The following is a 19,655-nucleotide window of genomic DNA, read 5'->3' as shown; positions in this document are numbered from 1 at the left end:
AGAAGCTTTTGTCTATTTGCTGTGCTGATTCTGGTACAGTTGGCGGCCACTGGCACAACAGTTTTCCGCATTTACCCCAAGCAAAGGAGGCGAACAATATGGGCAAAATTTTAATATTATCCGTCACTGACCACGAAGAACATATACTCAATAAAATTATGGAAACTATCGCAAACGAGCCGAAGCTTAACCATATTGCGCCTCCTCTCCCTTGCAACATTCTTTCTTTTAAAAATCTGGAAATTCGGCTAAAGGAGCAGACAGTATCCTGCAGAGGTCAACTTGTTACTCTGACTCACCATGAGTTTGCTGTCCTTACATATCTGGCTCGTCATCCCAGCTGGGTATTCTCAGCCAGCCAGATTTATGAGGCCGTATGGGATAGAGACGGTGAACACTGCGGCACCGCCGTTGCCAGTGTCATCGGTCAGATCCGGCGCAAGTTGACGCCGGATACACCAAAGAGTGGCTATATTCGCACTGTACTGGGTAGTGGATATAAATTTGAATCCGTGATATAGGAAATGCCGGACATAGGCTTATTGGCTCTGTCCGGCGCTTCTTTTTATATAAAATAAGGCTGCAAGTATTGCTTCCTGTATTACTTGAAAAAAACATATATAAATTCGACAAACGGCAGTCTACTCTTCCCCAAATAGACTATTTACAGTTTTGAACCACAAGGCGGTGTAATATCCAATCCTTCAAGAAAGTGTATTCCCCAGTTACACATAGAATCTAATACCGGAATGATACTTTTTCCAAAGGCGGTAAGTGAATACAAGGTTTTAGGTGGTTTTTCTGGAATTACTTCTCTGTGAATCATGCCACATTCTTCCAAATCGCGAAGTTGTTGTGAAAGCATTTTAGGTGTGGCTTTTGGAATTAAGCGTTGTAATTCCATGTAGTGCAAAGGTTTTTCTATCAAATGCCAAAGAATGAGAGGTTTATATTTTCCTCCAATCAGAAAAAGTGTGGCTTCCACTGGACAACTAAATTGATCTTTTTGATAATTCATTTTTATATATTCACTCCTTTTTGGGTACTTTCTTTGAGGGAAGTATCTACCTGAAAAGTGCAATCTTGTTATTCTACTGCACCATGTTAAAATTAGTACGACGATTGAACATGTCAACTAAATTATACAGCACCAAGAAAGGATTGACCATGATGAATTTTATTGAGATTGCAAAAAAACGGTATTCTGTACGCAATTACAGTGGCAAAAAAGTGGAGAAAGAGAAGCTTGATAAAATTTTGCAGGCTGCTCATGTTGCACCAACAGCAGCAAACCTACAGCCGGTTCACTTAATTGCAGTAGAAAGCAAAGAGGGACTGGAAAAAATCAGCAAAGGGGCAAATATTTATAATGCTCCTCTTGCAATTATTGTATGTGCAGATCATAACAAAGCATGGGTTCGCCCCTTTGACCAAAAGCAAACCGGAGACATTGACGCAGCTATCCTAACAGACCATATGATGTTGGAGGCAACAGAATTAGGTTTAGGTACCGTATGGGTATGTTACTTTCAGCCTGATGTTATCCGGAAAGAATTTGATTTACCCGATAATTTAGAGCCAATCAATATTTTGGTAATCGGTTATGGAAATGAAGCGCCATCAGATACAGAAAGACATGAACACATGAGGATTCCACTCACTGACTTAGTTTCGTATGAAAAACTGTAACCGAGTATGACTCGATTTCCGAAATACTTCCGAACTATCTTCAACTCATTGCTTCCAAAAATAGTTGATGTTATAATTGCGGGGAAACAACTGAATAAAAGTGTCTTCGGGGCAGGGTGAAATTCCCGATTGGCGGTAAAGTCCGCGAGCGTAAAACGCACGATTTGGTGTAATTCCAAAACCAACAGTATAGTCTGGATGAAAGAAGATATGGTTAGATTTCCGCAGATTTTAAGGGGCTTACTTTCTTTTCTGTGGCCTAATTATAATGTTAACACCCGAAAGACCTTTTCTTTTGGGTGTTAATTTTTTGCCACGGAGGAAAGCAATTATGAACAGTAAAACAAAAAGAGTCACCACTATTGGGATGCTATGTGCGATCACTTATGCCACCATGGTTGTCGGCAGGATTCCGATTATTCTATTCTTAAAGTACGACCCATCCGATGTTATTGTAACTTTGGGCGGCTTTATTTGGGGACCGATGACTTCTTGTATCGTATCTGTCATTGTGGCAATCCTTGAAATGATTACAGTAAGCGATACTGGAATATTAGGTTGTATCATGAATATCGTACAAACACTATCTTTTGCGTGTACGGCATCTGTCATTTACAAAAAAAAGCACACTTTATCTGGTGCAGTGATTGGTCTGGCATCGGGATGGCTCATAACGGTTGTTGTTATGCTGTTGTGGAACTATTTGGTAACACCGCTTTACATGGGGTATCCAAGAGAAGCAGTTGTAGAATTGTTACTTCCTGCCTTTCTTCCATTTAACTTGTTGAAAGGTGGGTTAAATGCATCCATTACCTTTTTACTGTATAAGCCCATAGTTACCGCTTTGAGAAAAAGCGGATATGTTGCTGCTTCGGAAAATGAAGCAAGACAAAAGCATACTGGTCTGCTTATATTGGCAAGTTTTATTATTGTAACTTGTGTTTTGATTATCCTGTCAATGAATGGGATTATATGAGGATTGAAATGAAAGAAAAACTAAATGAGCCTATTTACACACTAACAGGAACCGTTATACATGGCCGAGGTATTGGAAAGCATGTGGGGACACCTACCGCGAACATAGCAATCGAAAAAAAAGATTTTTTGCCAAAGACAGGAGTATATGTGGCAGATATTCTTTTAGGCGATAAGAGATATTACGGTGTTACCCACATTGGGACGCGCCCTACACTTGATAATGATAGCTTTGTTTCAATCGAAACATATATTTTTGATTTTGATAAGGATATATATGGGTGTACGATAACTGTCAACCTATATAAGAAATTGAGGGAAGTCAGAAAATTCAATGAATTATCCTTGCTGCTTGAACAAATTGCGAATGACCGGACAATGGCACAAGAATTTTGGGGATTAAAGCAAACAAATCACACCTTACACATTGATGTTAACCGGCATTGTGTAATATTAGAACAGCAGGAAGTTTATTTATCAACAAACGAATTTGAAGTCCTTTATCTGTTACTGCAATCTCCTCAAACTGCATTCACAAAAGAACAGATTTATGAACAGATTTGGCATGAACCCACAAATAACCATTTGCATGCAGTAGAAAACACGATTTTTCAAATACGAAAAAGGCTAAAGCCATATTGCATGGGACACGAGTATATAAAAACAGTAATTGGCTATGGTTATAAATTCAATTCCGAGTAAGGTGGTAAACACAAGAGCAAATAGCGCCATTCTCAAAATTTTGAAGTCTTCGTGTTCAGCAACCTTTTATAAACAGAAACGGCTCTGATACTATCCCCCAGTTCATTTAGGTTTCACCAAAAACAAGACCACTGCTTATTCATATAGAGAGAAGAAAGGATGTGAACAATATGGGCAAATTTTTAATATTATCCGTTGCAGACCATGAAGAACACATACTCAATAAAATTATGGAAGCCCTTGCAGACGAACCAGAGCTTGACCATATTGCTCTCCCACTCTCGGATGACACTCTCCCCTTTCCGGAGCTTGAGATTCGCCTGAAGGAGCAGGCAGTATTCTGCAGAGGTCAACTTGTTACACTAACTCATCATGAGTTTGCTGTCCTTGCTTATCTGGCTCGCCATCCTGGCTGGGTCTTTTCTGCCAGCCAAATCTATGAGGCTGTGTGGGCTGCGGACGGTGAACACTGCGGTACCGCTGTTGCCAGTGTAATCGGTCAGATCCGTCGCAAGTTGACACCGGATACGCCGAAGGGCGGTTATATCCGGACTGTACTGGGCAGCGGATATAAATTTAACAGTTCTCCATTTTAAGTCAGCAAGAAAGGCTCCGAGGCCATAATGATCTCGGAGCCTTTCTCATTGACTTAAATCTTAAACAACTTAATCGCCTTCAACAAAATAATGCTCAATTCCTGGTACAAATCCTCATCCAGCACACCATCAATAATGGCATACTTGAGCAGCAATGGTCGATACATCTGCAAAATCGTCGTAATGGCATCCTCGTTTCCCGCCTTGGCGCTGAGAAGCAGACATTCAAAATTCATCTCTTGTCACCTCCTTCAATGCTCTTTCTGATTTTCTGAATCGTCCTATAGTAAAGCGCAGCTGCCCCTTTGTAGGACAGTTCAAACTTTACTCCCAGAGTTTCAAAATCTTCTTCCTCCAGCGTTCGAGCCAGAAAGATCTGGCGCTCCCGTTCATTGAGTTTCTGAAGTGCCTCCAGAAGCGCTCCATTTTCAATGACATCCATAAGCGGCAATTTGTCTAAAACCACTTCCTCTGAGCTTGGTTCGGACTCATAGACCACTTCCACAGTACTCTCTATACTGCTGCGCTTATAAAGCTGGATCAAATAATCTTTTCTGCGGCGCTTGACCGCCGAAACTAAATATGCTGTAAACCTGAATTGCAGGTCATCTTCTGCCTGTCCATTGTTCCGTTGCCACATGGCTTTACCTCCAAAAGTCTCAAGAATTTCTATGAATTTCCTGAGCTTCTGGCGGTGACCTGCACCGGACAAAACCTGGCTGTGATAAACAAAAACAGCCAGCTTTGTACCAATGGACAAAACCAGCTGTTCCCTGAATTGCTGCATCGAGCAGTTCAATAGATACCATCCGAGCAGGTGGAGGTTTTTCCTTATGTGGAGAAAACTCTCTCGTCCTGCCTCGACGATATACCCCTATTGAGAGCCGTTCATGAAAAGCCGTGTGTCCTGGAGTTATGAAAGCAATGAACTGCTCGATGTTGTGGAATCCTTTTTCCATAACATCGTTACTCCCTGTCCGCAGTTATGCGGACGGCACACAGGCGGCCTGCATCATCCCCTTTCTTTCGCGATATGGCAGCGCAACGCTGCCGCCCTGCTGATAATTGTTAAATTGTGAAATAATACTTTTTTCAAATGCTATTCCAACTATTCTATGAATCTATGAAATTAAAACAAAAGGCGGCCTTCATCCTTATTGTCAGGATAAAGACCACCCTCTTCTTCCGATTTTCATTGGGTACTGTACTGATCTCATCCCCCCACCTCCACTTATCGAGTTTTCATTGGTTTTGGGATCACTGCCATAATTACAGTGTAACTGACAGTTTTCGGAAACTTTTGGAGTAGCATTGGAGTCGCTTTCGAGTAAAAAGAAAATCATTCGACATTATATGACAAAACAGGCTCTAAAACGGACACACTGCTTTTCAACCTCTCTCAGTGTCCCGCTTTAGAGCCCTTCCTTTATTTTTTAGTTATATCTTCCTCTGTTACCTGGGCTGTATCTGGATGGATATAAATGATCTGGAGTCCTTTCTTCTTGGCATAGTTGACCGTCTGCTGGGTTCCGGACCGCATATTGTGTGCATTATCATAGACAGCTATCATATGCCCGGCCTGCTCCACCATATAGTAATTGCGTTTCTTATAGCTTTCGCTTGAGGGCATTTCGCCCAGCACTAAGACCTTCTCAGCATATCTGCAAATAAAATCCATCCTCTTTCGGTGCCAGTCATCCCAGTCTGCATTGTAACCCTCAAAAGGGAGAGCCAGACACAATTCCACATCTTGATACGCTTGCTGCTCTTTCATACGTAGCAGGAGCTCCGCTGCCCACATATCAACGCCCATTGCTCCTCCAACCCAAAAGCATCGTACTCCCTGATGATAGAGTCGTATGAGTTGCTCCTGCAGACACTTTTTAATCCGTTGGCAGCGTTTATCCTTTTCATTATATTTGAACTTAAATCTGGTCGGTCTGTGACCTGTAATCACACACGAAAAACTGTTCATATAATTCTCCTTTCCTGGCGTACTCCTCTGCATATTATACTTGCCATGGACGAGATAAATCAACCATGACCGCTTAATAATCCATGTCATAGCGGATAAAATGTAACTATAGCATGGAGGTGACGCATGGAAAATCTACTGAAAGATATGGGTAAACGGATCTTCGACCGGAGGAAACAACTAAATATGACCCAAGAAACTCTGGCAGAGCTGGCTCATGTCACACCACAGACCATCTCCACCGCAGAATTGGGTCAAAAGGCTATGCGGCCTGAGACGATCCTCAAAGTCTGTGATGCACTTCACATCAGCACCGAGTATTTGTTGCGAGGCGTCATCACAGAAACAGATTCCTCCCTTCTTATGGAGAAGATTTCCACACTAACACCCAAACAATACAGGCATTTTGAAGATATTTTAGACAGTTTTATCGCGGCCATACAGGAAGAGGCATAGGAGCATCGCTGGCTCCCATGCCTCTTTTGATTATCCCCGGCTGCGGAATGCAGACAAGGCACCAGCAATCAGTCTGCGTGTCCTATCGTCCATTTCCGAATCATCGTCCACTTCCTGTGCAGTTGAAGGCATCACAGGCGCTACGGGCCCCTCAACCAATCTGGCTGTGATCGCCTGCTCTTTTGCTTTTTCCTGTCCCATACCTTCCTGCCGCAAAATCTCTTTGACGATAGCCACTACCGCTTCTTTGCTGATAATAGAAGCATTTAGTGGCTGCGGCTCCTGCCCAAAGTGCTCATTATAGTAGACCACTGCATTTGCCACATATTGCGCTTTTGTGCGGGGACTCTGTAACTCCAGTAATCCAATGGCAGTCTCGTGTATGGGATCGCCCTCATTAAAGCGCAGCGTAAACCGTCCTCGTTCTTTTTTCTCGCCCATACCATCACCTGCCTGCTGTTTCAATCCGGTACAGATACTCATAGCCATCCGCATTTGCATTGATTTTCGGTACGAAGAATGGTGTTCCCACCTTGCCCGAAGTTTCGATCTGCCGCTTCAAAAGAATGGCGCCACCGCCTACAAATACTACCTTGCAATATTGCAAGTCCAACATTCGCTCCCGCAGCGTGCTGAACAGGTCATTGATAAATTCCTGCGCCATCTGTTCTGTCAGCCGTATGGCTGCATCCGGATATTGAGTCTTTTTTCCCATCAGGATAGCGTCCACATCTCCTTCATCCAACAGCAGGTCCAGCTCCGAATTCACCTTTGAACGCACCTTATTGTACAACAGAATTACACCATTTTCTAACGAATCACAGGAGGTAAGGTCAATCTCTCCATTTTTCATCAGCAGATAGTCAGCCGTAAACCCGCCAATATCCAGAATCACCGCTTTGGGTTCCTCCACGAGCGTGTGAAGCATGGTGGCTGCTGCTGCGTAAGCCTGGGGGAAGCAGGCCGCATCTTCAATATAGATGGAATACGGCTTCCCCTGCATCTCAAACCCTATCACTCCTCGCTGTCTGAAGTATTGTGTGAACCGTTCCACCTGGGCGCCAAAGTGTGCCGGCGGCAGTCCAACTGCCAGTTGGATACGCTGAACCTCCGAGGAATATGCCCCCCTCGCTTCAATCTCTCCAGCCAGAGCAAATAGGGTCAGGATAAAGAAGCGATCATCCTCCGTTTTATCTTTCCGATAAGGAATCCGCTCAGTAGACAGCGTATAGTAGGTATTCTGATACCTCAGCACATTCTGTCCAAAGGGACGGGTGACACTCTGCTTCAGACCGGACACAAAGGGGTTGCAATGAACCGTTTTAATTTGTTTGTTGCCATGATCAACGCCAATAAGCATATGTAATGCCTCCTTTTTGCTTTATACATATCCTTTACGCCTATATGACGCCTATTCTCAACAATCACACACTATTTTCTAAAAACAAAAAGCAGGAGACCCATCATAAAGGTTTCCCGCTTTTGGCTGCTTCATAATGTGCGCAGCTAATATATATTTGATTGTTCTATTCTGCCATACCCTGCGGAACTTCAAATTTGTATCCGCTCCCCAAAACAGTACGGATATAACCCGCTTTCGGCATATCCGGTGTCAGTTTTCTGCGGATCTGACCAATGACGCTGGCAACGGCTGTTCCGCAGTTTTCACCATCCTCACCCCATACTTCTTCATAAATCTGCCCGGCAGAAAATACCCAGGACGGGTGGTTTGCCAAGTATACCAATGTCGCAAATTCCCGATGGGTCATAGAAATTAACTCGCCGTTTCGGTGTACCGTTCTCTCCTTCAAGCGAAGCTCCAATCCCGGAAAAACAAGAGTATTACAAGGATGAGATGACACAATATGGTCAAATCCTGGCTCGGCTGCAATAATCTCCATAATTCTGCTAAGTATGTATTCTTCATGGTCTGTTACCGACAATACAAAGATTTTTCCCATATGTCCCTCCCTTATTCATAATTAGAATGCTGATACCCTGCAGCCAATATAAAGTTTACTTGTTTATTTCAGTAATAACGACTGTTCCGTTTTTATCCAGCAAAGGGGTAATCCCCGTATCATGGACAAGGTAGTTTACACCTGTTTCGGTGTCTACAACAATACTCAAGGAAGTTCCCTGTGTATAGATTGTTTCAAAGCGCTTTTCTTTGTTTGCCATAGTAATCCACTCCTTTGCATAGTGTAAGGTATCAGCATTTCTAATTTATTACTCTATGATAAAGGCCAAATGTTGCAAAAATCTCCTAATCGCTTTCTTTTTCGGCAAGAAAACAGGCGGAATTGCTTCATTTTTGTAGCAATTCAATTTTCATCTCATTTCAGGCCGAAGAATAACCCGTTTGAATAAGAACATTGTTGCACCAAAATAGGTCAGGTAGATTGCACAGAATAGCAGAATCGTCACCAGACCATAAAGAGGTACAAGTCCCTGCTGCAAGATTGCTTCTCCGAAAAAGAACTGTGCCCCTGTGATCAGCAAAACCGTCAGTAAAAGAGGGAATAGCAGTGGGATCAAAAAGACTGTGGACAGTTCCCTGCGGATCAGGGAAGCCTGCCTGCGGCCCGGTACACCCAAACGGTCAATGACTGCATAATTCTTCTGGTTTTTGTCTATGGCAGAAAGCTGCTCAAATGCAAGAACCGAGCAGGATAGAATGATAAAAATAATGCTTAAATACAATCCGCAGAACGAAATGGCTGTAAATCCAGTCAGCGAATTGGCAACGCCCCACGCCTTTACTGTAACACCCATCGTTACTTTTTCCGGGAGCTGTTGACCTGCCTGCAATTCCGGCTGCCATTTCCCACTGTTCAGGAATTGCTTCAAGTCGCTTTTCAATTCCGGGTATCCGCCATCTTCCAGTTTCATCGCCAGACGGATTTTTTCTCCGACGAATTGTGAAGCTGCTTCATCCGGCAGAACAAGTACATATCCCTTCGTTCCGGCCATTTGATACTGCTCCATCGGCTCCGTCAGAATCGGTGTCTCTGCAATAGTCAAGGTTCGACCATTTAATGTGATCTCTGGCTGCTGCTTCAAGCCCTGCCGGATTCCGTCCATATAGTTCCATGTATCACAATGAACCAAAAACTCGTTGTCGCTCATGGAAACAGGAGAAAGTCCCAAAATCTCACGCAGGTGGTTATAGTCGGACAAGGACAAGGCTTCGATCGGTTTTTCAGGAACCGCATACAGATAATAGCTCACAGAATCCTCGACTCCACAATGCTCCTCTGTAAAGGAAACGATGGAATCCATGCTGGATTTCTCCAAAGGTGCATCAATCGCCACGCCTGCATCATAGGGATAGTAGGCTTTCATGTTGGCTTTGTAGCCTGCTCCCATTGTAAGCCCCACAAACATGGTTGCCAGGGATATGGTTAAAAGAATCGCCACCACAGCCATTGTCCGGCCAGCAGAATGGATGCGCCGCCCAATCTGCCCCAGGAAGAACAGATTTTCTTCTTTGTACTTATGGCGCAGATTTTGTTTTGCAAATCGGTGCAACAAAAGCGGAATCTGGCGATGCAGCTCGTAAACACCCACCAGAATGAGCAGGCAGGCTCCGCCAAGGTACAAAAATGCTTCATTGGTTTGTGTCTGAAGCATCCGCCCAAGCAAAATCACGCCTGCAACCATTGCAGCGATTGAGAGCAATACTACCAAAAGACTATGGCGGAATGATTTGAAACGGTATTCTTCATTCTTGCGGTTATCATACAGCAGATCGATTACTTTCTGATGCCGGATAATCTTTGCTGCTCGGAGCATCCCAAAACCATACATCAAGGCAAAAAACAAAAATGTTACTGCCCATGCCTGGAGAGAAAAGGAAACCTGATAGGTATGCGGCACCTCAAAGATATTTTTTACCACCTGATTCAGCAAACCGGAAAGCCCTGTGCCAACCAAAGAACCAAGCAGAAAGGCCCCAGTGCCGATGATACTGTTTTCAGCAAGGAACAAATTCCGTACTGTCTTTGATTCCATGCCAATCAATTCGTAGGTTGCAAACTCCTTTTTCCGTCGTCCCAGCATAAAGCGGATCGCATAACCGATCACAAACGAGGACATAAAAGCAACCAGAGCTGACATAAGCAGAATTCCAGTAGTCAGCATCGACATATTTTCTGCCATAGCAAGAACATCTGATGAAAAGCCCAATGCCAAAAATGAGTACATCAATGCCGCAGTCAAGGTAAGCGTCACAAAGTAAATGATATAATCCCGCAGGCTTCTGCGAATATTTTGAATTGCTAACTTCCAGTACATCATCACACCCCCTCAATCTGAATTGGATGTGGATTTGCTGAATAATATCCATGTGCTGATATAATAGCAAACCAAAAGCAAAATAAGTACAGCGACCGTAATGCCCACTTGCAGGAGCAATTTATCAAATCCAATATAAGAAGCAATCTCATTTGAGACAGATTGAATAAAATAAGCTACCACAACGAAGGATACAATAACCGCTACTGTAATCGGTAAACCAAACCACACTCTAAGCTGTTTTCGCATCAATTTCTTTATATCGGATTCCTCTGTCCCCAATTTACGCAAAACTCCAAAACGATATTTATATTTTCCTGCATCTAAGAGTTGCTGCAAAGAAAGTATTGTGAGGCACATTACCATTAAAACCACAGCGCCATAAATCATCGCTGTCTTTAGAATGAAGTTCATACCCTTTGTTTCATTGATTTGCAGCGTACTCAATCGAATGGAATACCCAACACCCTTTTCCGAAAGTTCTGGATAGACCTTTATAAACCTGTTTTCTAAGGCCGCTGCATCTGAGTAGGAAAGTTCTTTTGATGTCTGGATATAACGGTTCCGCTTGACAGAAAGAAGGTTTTGACAAACACTATCTGGAAATACATATACAACTTGTGTATAGGAATTGTATAAGGTTTCGCCCATTGCCTCTTGATAACTGGCCTGTTCAGAAAGCGTTAACCTTCCTACATCGGTATCTACCACTGCATGACTGCGTATAAATTCTTCTTGTTCATCCGTTGTTGCAGTTGTATGCCATTGGGTCGTAAACTCATTTTCTTCAAGCGTAATAGCCTCATATCCCAGCATTTCCCTGATAGCATTATAATCGCTAAGAGAAATAGCAACCACAGGAAATTCATGTTTTACACGGTCATGAAAATCTTCACAATTTGGAAGATAAAGGCTAAAGGCACAGTCTGCGCTTACCGCAATTCCTTCTTCCGTCAAAAAATCTGTGACCGCTTCATAATCGCCTGTTGGCAAATCCTTTTTTTCGTACACATCATTATATCGGGAATTGATCTGAACATCATACATGGAGCGACTATCCAAATACCCCGTACTCCATTCTGTCAGTACTGGTGCGATAATGAACATAAGAATGGCTATTGTCAGCGTAATGCAAATCAAGGTCATTGTTTTTGTCGTTGTTGTGAGCTTGGATATGATCTGTCCAAAGAAAAACAGGTTATTACCTTGATACCTGTGTGCAGGGGATTTGCTTTTCCATGCAACAATCGCGCTGCTGGACAGATAAATAATTCCGCATATCAAAAAAAGTAAATCTGCAACAACGAACAGCAAATATTGATTGATCGTACCAGCGCCCAGAGTTAGATAATACTTGCTTTCAAAAACCGGTACGAGAGCTGCAAGTACAGTATTTGGAACTGTGCAGGCTAAGAGACCGATAAGCAAAGTTTGCAATGTCCATACTTTCTTTTTGAGTAGCCAAACGAACGACCACAGCAGGGTGAGCGCCGGAAAAATGATATTTCCCCAAAACAAGATGTGGAGAGGAAAAGCAAATCGTGGATCAAAGAAAAAGATCATCTTTTGAATCCCTGTTTCCAACATCCATATAGAAAGCACCAAGTAGATCACAAGGATTGTCGGTATAAACCGGTTCTTCTTCAAATCAGGTTCATTTTGTCTGTCCGCAGACAGCATATCAATAATCTTGATCTTACGAATAGTACGGACATTGAACAGTCCAACCACGAAAAAACTGATTGTGAAAAAGCCGACTGTCCAAAGAACGGTATCGGGGAACAGTGTCCATGTCAGCTCATAACTATGACCATAGGAAGCGAGCAGCATAGCGGACATAAATTGCGAACACAACACACCAAGAGCAATACCAAGAGCAATAGATATAGCCCCCATCAAAAAAGTTTCTGCAAAAAAGAGCCAGCCGATTGTTTTTTGCTCCATCCCCATAATAGATTGTACGGCAAATTCCTTTTGCTTGCGCCGCAGCATATAGCTGTTTACATAGCGTATCAGGAACAATAACAACAGCGTGATCGCACAGACCGCCAATTTGATACCATCACTAAACGCTGTAATTTCATAAGCAGTTCCAATATCTGGCTGGTAGTAGCTGCTCGATATAGATAGAAACGCATAAAACAAAGTAACGCAGATCGTCAAGGTAACAATATAGATTAGATAGTCCTTTGCAGAGCGTTTCGCATTTCTAAAAATCAATTTAGCGTACATCGCTCATGCCTCCTCCCATCATGGTGAGGACATCCAGGATTTTTTCAAAGAAAGTCCTGCGGGAATCACCACCCTTACGGATTTCCATAAAGATTGCCCCGTCCCTCATAAAGAGAATACGATTGGCATAGCTTGCCGAGAAAGCATCGTGTGTCACCATCAGGATCGTGGCTCCGAGATCTTCGTTGATACTCTGGATCGTCGAGAGCAGCATCTGGGACGAGTGACTGTCTAACGCACCGGTGGGTTCATCCGCCAAAATCAGCTTAGGCTGGTTGATAATGGCTCTGGCACAGGCGCACCGCTGCTTCTGGCCGCCGGACACCTGATAGGGGTACTTATCCAGAATATCCGTGATATTCAGCTTTCCGGCCATTTCCCGCACCCGCCCATCAATCTCGCCTGCGGGAACCTTGTTGATGGTCAGCGCCAGGGCTATGTTTTCCGAAATGGTCAGCGTGTCCAGCAGGTTAAAATCCTGGAACACAAATCCAAGATTTTCCCGGCGAAACCGGGCAATTTGTTTTTCATTGATTTCCGTCACATCGGTTCCATCCAGATAGATATGTCCCGCACTGACGGTATCAATGGTGGAAATACAGTTGAGCAGGGTAGTCTTGCCGGAACCGGATGCTCCCATGATTCCTACAAATTCTCCCTCTTGAACGGAAAAGCTGATGTCCTGAATTGCTTTTGTAACATTCCCGCCATTTCCGTAATATTTTTGGATATGATCCAGTTTCAAAATTTCTTTCATTTTTATCACCTCTGATCTCTATTGTAAAATAAGAGCGGCTTCGTTTGTATCAAGTTTTCTTACAAAGTTCTAACAAAAATGTAAGAAGTGCAGAACGCTTTTCAGTCCTGCACTTCATGAATCAGACAGTTGATGTGAAAAGAAAGGGAAACGGCTGTGCCATGTTCCGACGATTCCGCCGCAATGCCAATGCCCAGCTTTTCACAAAGCCGTTTGCACAGATACAGACCAATTCCTGTGGATTGCTGAATCTTGCGACCGTTCTGGCCTGTAAATCCCTTTTCAAAAATACGGGGCAGATCGGACGCAGCAATTCCGATTCCATTGTCCTCCACGACAAGGACAACCTGATCTTGCCGTTTATGAGTAGAAATGCGGAGAACCGGTTGTTCCGTACGATACTTGACCGCATTGGCAATCAGTTGGTTCAGAATAAAGCGCACCCACTTTTCATCTGAATAAACCGTGTCCTGCATTTCCTCCACTTCCAGACGCATACCACCTTGGAGCAGCAGATATTTATTATCTGCAATCGCCTGATGCACCACTTGGGACAGTGCCATTTCCCGGACAGAATAATCTTTCTCTGTATGCTCACTGCGGGCGTAATAAAGAGCCTGTTCGGTAAAACGGTTGGTCTTTTCCAGTTCCAGCAGAAGTTCCTTTGTCCAGTCCGTCCGGTGGTTTTCACATAGGAGTTTCATGGCAGTAATGGGCGTTTTGATTTCGTGAATCCATTGCTCAATGTATTCTTTGTACTCCAGGCGTTCCCGCTCGACTTCTCCAATCTGTTCCAACATGGATTTTCCAGCCATTTTCAAAAGCTGATAGTAAACCTGATCCTCGGCCTGTTCCGGCAGCTCCATCACTTCGGAAATGAGGTATCTTTCGGAAAGCTGCTCCGCCATATCCAGAAGTTTTTTCATCTGCCGCTTCCGTTTCCAGTAAGTGAGGACAAGTCCCGTCAGCAAAATCAATGCCCATACAATCAGGATCAATACTACTGCGGAAACCGAATTGCCGCACACCAGCAGAAATACAGTGAGTGCAGCCATACAAACAAGGTTTGTCAGCAGAAATGGCAGCCTGTTTTTCCAATATCGTCTGCTGTTCATATCGTGTACCCCTGTCGGTGCTTTGTCTTGATAAAATCCGTCAGACCGATGCCCGCCAGTTTTTCCCGGATGCGGTTGATATTGACGCTCAAAGCATTGTCATCCACATATAGCTGATTGTCCCACAAATACTCAATCATATCTCCGCGAGAACAGATTTTTCCACCGTTCTTGAACAGGTAATAGAGAATTTTCAATTCGTTCTTGGTAAGTTCTACGCTCTGTCCATGATAGTCCAAACTGCTGGATTCCAGACGCAGCACCGCATCTCCATAGACGATCTGTTCCCGTTGCTGTGTGGGATAGGCTTTTTTCAACAGAGAAGCGATTTTCGCAAGCAGGATCGCTGTGTTATAGGGCTTCGTGATAAAAGCGTCTCCGCCCAGCATAATGCTATTCAGCTCGTCCATATCCGTGTTGCAGCTTGTCACAAAGATGATTGGCACTTCGGAAAATGTGCGAATCTCGGTGCAGAGAGAAAAGCCACTGGTCCCCGGCAGTTTGATGTCCAGCAAAATCAAGTGTGGCTGCTCGGCTTTGATCCGGTCGATCACATCAGCAAATTTCTCCGGAGCCACCGTTTCATAGCCGTTGCTTTGCAGCAGCGTTTTCAATTCATTCCGTATCAACGGATCATCTTCTATTATCAATATTTTTTCTTTCATATCAGCCTCCGTAAAAAAATACGATATGCAGTTGCTCATTCTCCCATTGACATTCGAATAAGTCAAGTATATATGTTAAAGCAAACTACCCTTTAAGCCTTTTTTGAAAACCAGTACAGCTCTTTCGGTTCCCCAAAAAGACATCGTAACAAGTCGATAGCTTTCCTTTTCCATTTCTTCTATTTTTGCATTGATTTTCTCTGTTACATTTTCCACGGTAATTCCTTCTACTAATTCTGTCCGATACATTATATTTTACCTCCATAAGCACTCAATTCAAAACCAATTTGCTTTTTCTGCTTTGAATTGAGGGGTATCGCCTTCCTGGTATGGATTATAGGTATTGCGATTACACCCAAATTCTTTTAATGCCTTTATTTTATTATCCTCTGTCCATTCAACCAGCGAGATTCCATCAAATTCCTCTATACTTCCATTGTTCATTTCATTTTTGAAATACCACTCCACAATCGTTTGATCTCCCTTATGAAAAAATTGCTTGATTTCCCAAATGACCACCTTGCCACGGGTATTCCATTCCTGAAACCAATGCTTTACTGTTTTTCGGTTGTTATACTGGGGACTCCAGCTTTCTGTATAGATCACATCTTCTGTAAAAATATCATCAATCCCCATATCCTGCTGATTGAGCCACATATCAAACCATAATCGGATTGTTTTTTCTCGTTCATTCATGATATAAACACCTCACCATTCTTTTGTCTTACCTTCGCGTTTGTTCTGCATCACCTGGGTTTGATATACGAGGACAGGAATCAGAGAAACCAGGGCAAGCACACCAAAAACTGCCGAGCGATTTACAACCGCAAATATTGCGAACATAAGCAGGAGCAGCAGCCACGGATTACGCAGATTTCTGTAATAGTTTTCCTTGTCCTCATAAGAAGTATGAAGTTCAAACGGCTTACCGTCATTATCTTTTTCTACAATCAACAGTTCCCGATTAAAGGTGGTGGCATTTGTTGCTATGCGTCCGCCTTTTTCAGCCCATGGCCGTAGGCGTACTTTACCAACAGAGTAGTTCAGGTTGATGTTTTTATAAAATACTTTGTAACCCATCCCCTCTAAAAACTCATGATAATCGGACGCGTTGGCTTTCGATTTTTGCCCGATAAACTCCACGCAGTATTTTACCTGATCCGGTTTACACGCCTCAAATTCATACAACATTTTTTCCGTCCGAATCAGACGATAGCCCTTTTCAGACATTTTATTCAACCAATGTTCCTGGGCAGTCAACAAACCGCCAAAGAAACGATAACACTTTTTGCTCATACTGCACCTCCAATAATTCCATTGGCCACTCCTACAAGTTCATTGAGCCTTATAAGTTCCTTTTCTGCAATTTCTTTTCCTTGTGTTGTGATGAGATATTCTTTTTTCCGTCCCGCACTATCTCCAAAAGGTGCAATCCAGCCTTTTTCCTGCAACGAGTTCAACGCACCATATAAAGTACCTGCCCCCAGCGTGAGCCGCCCTTTTGTACTATCTTCAATAAATTGCATGACAGCATATCCATGTTTCGGGGTATAAAGGGAAAGCAAAATAAAGAATGTCACCTCTGTGAGCGCACCGCCTTTCGCATTGTCTCGCATAACACCTGCCTCCTTATTACGGTTACTGTAATAAATATATCACTAACCGTAATAGAAGTCAATAACGATCCAAAATATAACAGCAAACTTAAAAAGCGGGGCAGCACACGCCGCCCCGCCGATTCTATATGCTTATTCCATCGCTCGCATTTCTTCCACAAGCGATTGATTTTTCTGCCTGCGCATTGTCCAGAAGGACAGAATCACCTCCAGGCCAAACAGCACCAGAACGAACAGCCCCATTTGCAGGAAGGGGAAGGAATATGGCATGATGACTCCATGGAAAGTCATTTCACTGAATTTCCGGGCAGCAATCACTGCAATCGGGAGGCCCGCTACCAGGGTTGCCAGCGCAGCAGAAAACGCATAGCAAATTCCCTCATAGATGGTCATTTGACAGAGCTGTTTTCTGGTCAGACCGATGGCACGAAAGACGCTGTTTTCCCTCTTTCTGGACATCTGATTGGAGAGGGTTGTGTTGATGAGATTGACCACGCCAAAGAGGAATACCAGCCAGGACAGCGCCTGAAACCCTCCAAAAACGACCCGGTTTTCCATTTCCTCATAATCCTTATGTATCCCAATGGTATCCAAGTCAAGATCCGGATTGGAAGAAATGATCGCACTCAGACTGTTTTCAATCTGCTCCGCCTTTTTGGGATCGCTGACAATGCTCCAGGAATAATCAAAACAGTTGATCTTTGGCATTGCTTCCTGAAATAGCTCTTTGGTTGCAACCATGCAGGTGCTGTCCAATGCCAGAGGACCATGACCATTTTTAAGCCCATCGTTTATGAGCAGACCGGAAACAGTGACAGGAATCTCTTGATCCCCTATGGTAAGTTTGATAACTGACCCCACATCTACACCGATCATATCTTCTGCATAATCCATATCAAGTGCAATACTATGGGAATCTTGAGGTAAAGTTCCGGACACAAGCGCCGCTTCCATTTGATCCCTGTTTCGGTCACTCAACAGATCACACATTCCGCCGGAAGAACTTTCCTCATTTTCAAACCGCACATGAACCGCCTGACGATTTTCTATCACATCTGTTACGCCATCCACGGCCAGCACCTCCTGCCGAAGCGCTTCATTCAAAGGATTTCCTTTTGACATCACCTCATATTCTGTTTTTTCAGAATGGATATAGATTTTATAATCCCCATCCGGGAAATACTGTCTTGCGATCCGCTCCGGCGAACGAACCAAAAGAATAGAAGCTGTCACCAAAAGGATCACCCCGCCCAGACTCAGGGAAGCCACGATACTGATCGTCTTTTTGCGGTCACGCCTGAAATTTGCAATTCCCATGGAGAGGGGATTTAACCGCATATTCTTCTTATGTGTGTGGGCCTTTCCGCTCTGATTGCCGGTAAAGCGGACTGCTTCAATCGGGGAGATACTGGCGGCAATCTTTACCGGTCTGCGGATCGCAATGGATACCATAAACCAGCCAAGCAGTGCAGTCAAAACAATCGCGGCTGCATAAAATAGCAGATTAAACCCACGGGGAAACAGTGCAAACCCGGCTGCACATCCCAGCAAAATACCGATACCAATGCCAGCCCATCCTAAGAAACGGCCTTCTTTTTTGACAATACGGCGGATCTGTTTTGGCGTTGTGCCGATGGTCCGCAGTTGTCCATAGCTTTGGATTTTATCATTGATAGAAATTCGGAAGATACTTTGTATCACAACATACCCTCCGATGATGACCAGAACTGCAATTCCGGCAACCAGCGCCAGCATACTGACATTCACAGGCTGCTTATAGAACTTCATATAGCTGAGGTTCATGATCGGCATTTCCAGCTGATATTCCTTGGCAATCTCCCTGCTGCGGGCAGTCAGCTCTGTTTCATCCATTTGCTGCTCATTCTTAAAATGCACATAGGCTCGATAATCAGCGGGGTCATAGCCGCTCCATCCTTTCAGGGCTTCTTTGGAAAGAAGGATGGAAGATCCATTTACCTCTTTTTCCTTATAGCCTTCCATAATGCCAGTCACCGTGTATTCTCCGTGAAAGCTCTCGCTGCTTAGCATAACCTTTTCGCCAATCCCGGCGTCTGCAGCATAGTTGGAAAGGAAATAACGGCTCACCACCACCTCATCCTCCTTTTGGGGCAGTCGGCCTTCCAGCAGCTTCATCTGGTCACGGGCAATATACATCGTTTCCTCATCACAATAGATATAGGAGGCATTGTATCCCTGCTCCGCAGGTTCCACAGCCAGCATATAATACTCTCCTACCCTTGAGAAGTCATCCAGCCCCTTCAGGGTGGACACATCTTCCTCAGTAATCCTGGTATAGACCGCCTCATAAGTATCCTCCACATGATTTTTCTCTATCTGCCGGGTAGACAAAGCCATCACAATCGAAAAACAGATCAGACAGGATGCCAGCGCAACGGCGATCACCACCATCAAATTCCGGCGTTTTTCGCTTTTCAAACTTTTTCTTGCCAGTTTCCTGACAATATTTCCTGTATCATTTTCAAATGGTACTGTCATTTTGATCATCTCCTTTAAGTCTTATATTTCTGCTGTCAGCAAAGCGGCGGCTTCACATCGGAAG

24 protein-coding genes and 1 riboswitch are annotated in these 19,655 nt (G+C 43.8%); of the genes, 6 read left to right on the top strand and 18 right to left on the bottom strand.

The annotated features are described in order from the left end of the window. The first annotated feature begins 98 nt into the window (after positions 1 to 98). A complete protein-coding gene (locus WMO29_RS13245) occupies positions 99 to 521 on the top strand; it encodes a winged helix-turn-helix domain-containing protein (RefSeq protein ID WP_227589418.1) in 423 nt (140 codons plus the stop codon). 143 nt (positions 522 to 664) lie between these two features. Here WMO29_RS13245 and WMO29_RS13240 read toward each other — a convergent pair whose 3' ends face one another. Continuing rightward, the gene (locus WMO29_RS13240; protein WP_118024187.1) at positions 665 to 1,018 is read right to left on the bottom strand and encodes a winged helix-turn-helix transcriptional regulator; all 354 of its coding nucleotides are present in this window, start codon (positions 1,016 to 1,018) and stop codon (positions 665 to 667) included. A 152-nt stretch (positions 1,019 to 1,170) separates the two neighbouring features. Between WMO29_RS13240 and WMO29_RS13235 the strand changes: the two genes are divergently transcribed. From WMO29_RS13235 to WMO29_RS13220, 4 genes are all read left to right on the top strand, one after another. Then, on the top strand, positions 1,171 to 1,689 hold the full coding sequence (locus tag WMO29_RS13235; protein WP_227589419.1) for a nitroreductase family protein: 519 nt from the start codon (positions 1,171 to 1,173) through the stop codon (positions 1,687 to 1,689). A 98-nt stretch (positions 1,690 to 1,787) separates the two neighbouring features. After that, positions 1,788 to 1,903: riboswitch (FMN riboswitch) on the top strand. A 117-nt stretch (positions 1,904 to 2,020) separates the two neighbouring features. Then, on the top strand, positions 2,021 to 2,665 hold the full coding sequence (locus tag WMO29_RS13230) for an ECF transporter S component (protein ID WP_227589420.1): 645 nt from the start codon (positions 2,021 to 2,023) through the stop codon (positions 2,663 to 2,665). A gap of 8 nt (positions 2,666 to 2,673) precedes the next feature. Further along, entirely contained in the window at positions 2,674 to 3,366 is a 693-nt protein-coding gene (locus WMO29_RS13225; protein WP_227589421.1) for a riboflavin kinase, read from the top strand. Positions 3,367 to 3,536: 170 nt separating this feature from the next. Then, positions 3,537 to 3,962 carry a winged helix-turn-helix domain-containing protein gene (locus WMO29_RS13220; protein WP_029465888.1) on the top strand — a complete coding sequence of 142 codons (426 nt, stop codon included), beginning with the start codon at positions 3,537 to 3,539 and terminating at the stop codon, positions 3,960 to 3,962. Between the two features lie 53 nt (positions 3,963 to 4,015). Here the strand turns inward: WMO29_RS13220 and WMO29_RS13215 are convergent, their stop codons facing one another. The 3 genes from WMO29_RS13215 to WMO29_RS13205 form a co-directional block, all read right to left on the bottom strand. Further along, positions 4,016 to 4,198: a helix-turn-helix domain-containing protein gene (locus tag WMO29_RS13215; protein ID WP_025529780.1), complete on the bottom strand. Its 183-nt coding sequence runs from the start codon at positions 4,196 to 4,198 to the stop codon at positions 4,016 to 4,018. Beyond that, positions 4,195 to 4,722: a sigma-70 family RNA polymerase sigma factor gene (locus tag WMO29_RS13210; RefSeq protein ID WP_349165117.1), complete on the bottom strand. Its 528-nt coding sequence runs from the start codon at positions 4,720 to 4,722 to the stop codon at positions 4,195 to 4,197. Before WMO29_RS13210 ends, WMO29_RS13215 begins: the two co-directional genes overlap by 4 nt. A gap of 666 nt (positions 4,723 to 5,388) precedes the next feature. Beyond that, entirely contained in the window at positions 5,389 to 5,937 is a 549-nt protein-coding gene (locus WMO29_RS13205) for an SLOG family protein (RefSeq protein ID WP_118560398.1), read from the bottom strand. Positions 5,938 to 6,063: 126 nt separating this feature from the next. Between WMO29_RS13205 and WMO29_RS13200 the strand changes: the two genes are divergently transcribed. Next, entirely contained in the window at positions 6,064 to 6,393 is a 330-nt protein-coding gene (locus WMO29_RS13200) for a helix-turn-helix domain-containing protein (protein ID WP_003501971.1), read from the top strand. A 30-nt stretch (positions 6,394 to 6,423) separates the two neighbouring features. On the opposite strand, the gene WMO29_RS13195 is transcribed toward WMO29_RS13200, so the two are convergent. The 14 genes from WMO29_RS13195 to WMO29_RS13130 all read right to left on the bottom strand — a co-directional run bounded on the left by WMO29_RS13195 (position 6,424) and on the right by WMO29_RS13130 (position 19,591). Beyond that, positions 6,424 to 6,876, bottom strand: coding sequence for a hypothetical protein (locus WMO29_RS13195; RefSeq protein WP_253057963.1), 453 nt, complete (start codon positions 6,874 to 6,876; stop codon positions 6,424 to 6,426). Further along, a complete protein-coding gene (locus WMO29_RS13190; RefSeq protein WP_227589425.1) occupies positions 6,839 to 7,753 on the bottom strand; it encodes a ParM/StbA family protein in 915 nt (304 codons plus the stop codon). The genes WMO29_RS13195 and WMO29_RS13190 overlap by 38 nt, the downstream gene beginning before the upstream one ends. 166 nt (positions 7,754 to 7,919) lie before the next feature. Then, positions 7,920 to 8,354 (bottom strand): winged helix-turn-helix domain-containing protein, encoded by a 435-nt coding sequence (locus tag WMO29_RS13185; protein ID WP_029465871.1) that lies wholly within the window; start codon positions 8,352 to 8,354, stop codon positions 7,920 to 7,922. 55 nt (positions 8,355 to 8,409) lie between these two features. After that, on the bottom strand, positions 8,410 to 8,574 hold the full coding sequence (locus WMO29_RS13180) for a DUF6440 family protein (RefSeq protein ID WP_117497604.1): 165 nt from the start codon (positions 8,572 to 8,574) through the stop codon (positions 8,410 to 8,412). A 150-nt stretch (positions 8,575 to 8,724) separates the two neighbouring features. Continuing rightward, complete coding sequence (locus WMO29_RS13175) at positions 8,725 to 10,689, bottom strand: ABC transporter permease (protein WP_227589426.1); 1,965 nt, start codon at positions 10,687 to 10,689, stop codon at positions 8,725 to 8,727. 12 nt (positions 10,690 to 10,701) lie between these two features. Next, on the bottom strand, positions 10,702 to 12,921 hold the full coding sequence (locus WMO29_RS13170; protein WP_227589427.1) for an FtsX-like permease family protein: 2,220 nt from the start codon (positions 12,919 to 12,921) through the stop codon (positions 10,702 to 10,704). Beyond that, on the bottom strand, positions 12,911 to 13,678 hold the full coding sequence (locus WMO29_RS13165; RefSeq protein WP_004840998.1) for an ABC transporter ATP-binding protein: 768 nt from the start codon (positions 13,676 to 13,678) through the stop codon (positions 12,911 to 12,913). The genes WMO29_RS13170 and WMO29_RS13165 overlap by 11 nt, the downstream gene beginning before the upstream one ends. A 101-nt stretch (positions 13,679 to 13,779) precedes the next feature. Beyond that, positions 13,780 to 14,793 (bottom strand): sensor histidine kinase, encoded by a 1,014-nt coding sequence (locus WMO29_RS13160; protein WP_227589428.1) that lies wholly within the window; start codon positions 14,791 to 14,793, stop codon positions 13,780 to 13,782. Continuing rightward, positions 14,790 to 15,458 (bottom strand): response regulator transcription factor, encoded by a 669-nt coding sequence (locus WMO29_RS13155; RefSeq protein WP_148336070.1) that lies wholly within the window; start codon positions 15,456 to 15,458, stop codon positions 14,790 to 14,792. Before WMO29_RS13155 ends, WMO29_RS13160 begins: the two co-directional genes overlap by 4 nt. A 75-nt stretch (positions 15,459 to 15,533) precedes the next feature. Further along, positions 15,534 to 15,707, bottom strand: a complete 174-nt coding sequence (locus tag WMO29_RS13150; RefSeq protein ID WP_158575090.1) for a hypothetical protein — start codon at positions 15,705 to 15,707, stop codon at positions 15,534 to 15,536. Between the two features lie 27 nt (positions 15,708 to 15,734). Further along, on the bottom strand, positions 15,735 to 16,154 hold the full coding sequence (locus WMO29_RS13145) for a nuclear transport factor 2 family protein (protein WP_004841005.1): 420 nt from the start codon (positions 16,152 to 16,154) through the stop codon (positions 15,735 to 15,737). A gap of 12 nt (positions 16,155 to 16,166) precedes the next feature. Continuing rightward, positions 16,167 to 16,754 carry a DUF2812 domain-containing protein gene (locus tag WMO29_RS13140; RefSeq protein ID WP_148336069.1) on the bottom strand — a complete coding sequence of 196 codons (588 nt, stop codon included), beginning with the start codon at positions 16,752 to 16,754 and terminating at the stop codon, positions 16,167 to 16,169. After that, positions 16,751 to 17,074 (bottom strand): PadR family transcriptional regulator, encoded by a 324-nt coding sequence (locus tag WMO29_RS13135; RefSeq protein WP_004841007.1) that lies wholly within the window; start codon positions 17,072 to 17,074, stop codon positions 16,751 to 16,753. Before WMO29_RS13135 ends, WMO29_RS13140 begins: the two co-directional genes overlap by 4 nt. Positions 17,075 to 17,206: 132 nt before the next feature. Next, complete coding sequence (locus WMO29_RS13130; RefSeq protein ID WP_227589429.1) at positions 17,207 to 19,591, bottom strand: FtsX-like permease family protein; 2,385 nt, start codon at positions 19,589 to 19,591, stop codon at positions 17,207 to 17,209. Positions 19,592 to 19,655: the final 64 nt, after the last annotated feature.

This window comes from Laedolimicola intestinihominis (assembly GCF_040096155.1).
In the GTDB taxonomy this organism is placed as follows: Bacteria; Bacillota; Clostridia; order Lachnospirales; family Lachnospiraceae; genus Laedolimicola; species Laedolimicola intestinihominis.
The sequence above is the reverse complement of the archived record's forward strand: the minus strand, read 5'-3'. Positions and strand labels throughout refer to the sequence as shown.

Bases quoted from the DNA above. Each gene is read 5' to 3' on its own strand.
- WMO29_RS13245 (WP_227589418.1), top strand. From the start codon at position 99: ATGGGCAAAATTTTAATATTATCCGTCACTGACCACGAAGAACATATA.
- WMO29_RS13240 (WP_118024187.1), bottom strand. From the start codon at position 1,018: ATGAATTATCAAAAAGATCAATTTAGTTGTCCAGTGGAAGCCACACTT.
- WMO29_RS13235 (WP_227589419.1), top strand. From the start codon at position 1,171: ATGAATTTTATTGAGATTGCAAAAAAACGGTATTCTGTACGCAATTAC.
- WMO29_RS13230 (WP_227589420.1), top strand. From the start codon at position 2,021: ATGAACAGTAAAACAAAAAGAGTCACCACTATTGGGATGCTATGTGCG.
- WMO29_RS13225 (WP_227589421.1), top strand. From the start codon at position 2,674: ATGAAAGAAAAACTAAATGAGCCTATTTACACACTAACAGGAACCGTT.
- WMO29_RS13220 (WP_029465888.1), top strand. From the start codon at position 3,537: ATGGGCAAATTTTTAATATTATCCGTTGCAGACCATGAAGAACACATA.
- WMO29_RS13215 (WP_025529780.1), bottom strand. From the start codon at position 4,198: ATGAATTTTGAATGTCTGCTTCTCAGCGCCAAGGCGGGAAACGAGGAT.
- WMO29_RS13205 (WP_118560398.1), bottom strand. From the start codon at position 5,937: ATGAACAGTTTTTCGTGTGTGATTACAGGTCACAGACCGACCAGATTT.
- WMO29_RS13200 (WP_003501971.1), top strand. From the start codon at position 6,064: ATGGAAAATCTACTGAAAGATATGGGTAAACGGATCTTCGACCGGAGG.
- WMO29_RS13195 (WP_253057963.1), bottom strand. From the start codon at position 6,876: ATGAGTATCTGTACCGGATTGAAACAGCAGGCAGGTGATGGTATGGGC.
- WMO29_RS13190 (WP_227589425.1), bottom strand. From the start codon at position 7,753: ATGCTTATTGGCGTTGATCATGGCAACAAACAAATTAAAACGGTTCAT.
- WMO29_RS13185 (WP_029465871.1), bottom strand. From the start codon at position 8,354: ATGGGAAAAATCTTTGTATTGTCGGTAACAGACCATGAAGAATACATA.
- WMO29_RS13180 (WP_117497604.1), bottom strand. From the start codon at position 8,574: ATGGCAAACAAAGAAAAGCGCTTTGAAACAATCTATACACAGGGAACT.
- WMO29_RS13175 (WP_227589426.1), bottom strand. From the start codon at position 10,689: ATGTACTGGAAGTTAGCAATTCAAAATATTCGCAGAAGCCTGCGGGAT.
- WMO29_RS13170 (WP_227589427.1), bottom strand. From the start codon at position 12,921: ATGTACGCTAAATTGATTTTTAGAAATGCGAAACGCTCTGCAAAGGAC.
- WMO29_RS13165 (WP_004840998.1), bottom strand. From the start codon at position 13,678: ATGAAAGAAATTTTGAAACTGGATCATATCCAAAAATATTACGGAAAT.
- WMO29_RS13160 (WP_227589428.1), bottom strand. From the start codon at position 14,793: ATGAACAGCAGACGATATTGGAAAAACAGGCTGCCATTTCTGCTGACA.
- WMO29_RS13155 (WP_148336070.1), bottom strand. From the start codon at position 15,458: ATGAAAGAAAAAATATTGATAATAGAAGATGATCCGTTGATACGGAAT.
- WMO29_RS13150 (WP_158575090.1), bottom strand. From the start codon at position 15,707: ATGTATCGGACAGAATTAGTAGAAGGAATTACCGTGGAAAATGTAACA.
- WMO29_RS13145 (WP_004841005.1), bottom strand. From the start codon at position 16,154: ATGAATGAACGAGAAAAAACAATCCGATTATGGTTTGATATGTGGCTC.
- WMO29_RS13140 (WP_148336069.1), bottom strand. From the start codon at position 16,754: ATGAGCAAAAAGTGTTATCGTTTCTTTGGCGGTTTGTTGACTGCCCAG.
- WMO29_RS13135 (WP_004841007.1), bottom strand. From the start codon at position 17,074: ATGCGAGACAATGCGAAAGGCGGTGCGCTCACAGAGGTGACATTCTTT.
- WMO29_RS13130 (WP_227589429.1), bottom strand. From the start codon at position 19,591: ATGACAGTACCATTTGAAAATGATACAGGAAATATTGTCAGGAAACTG.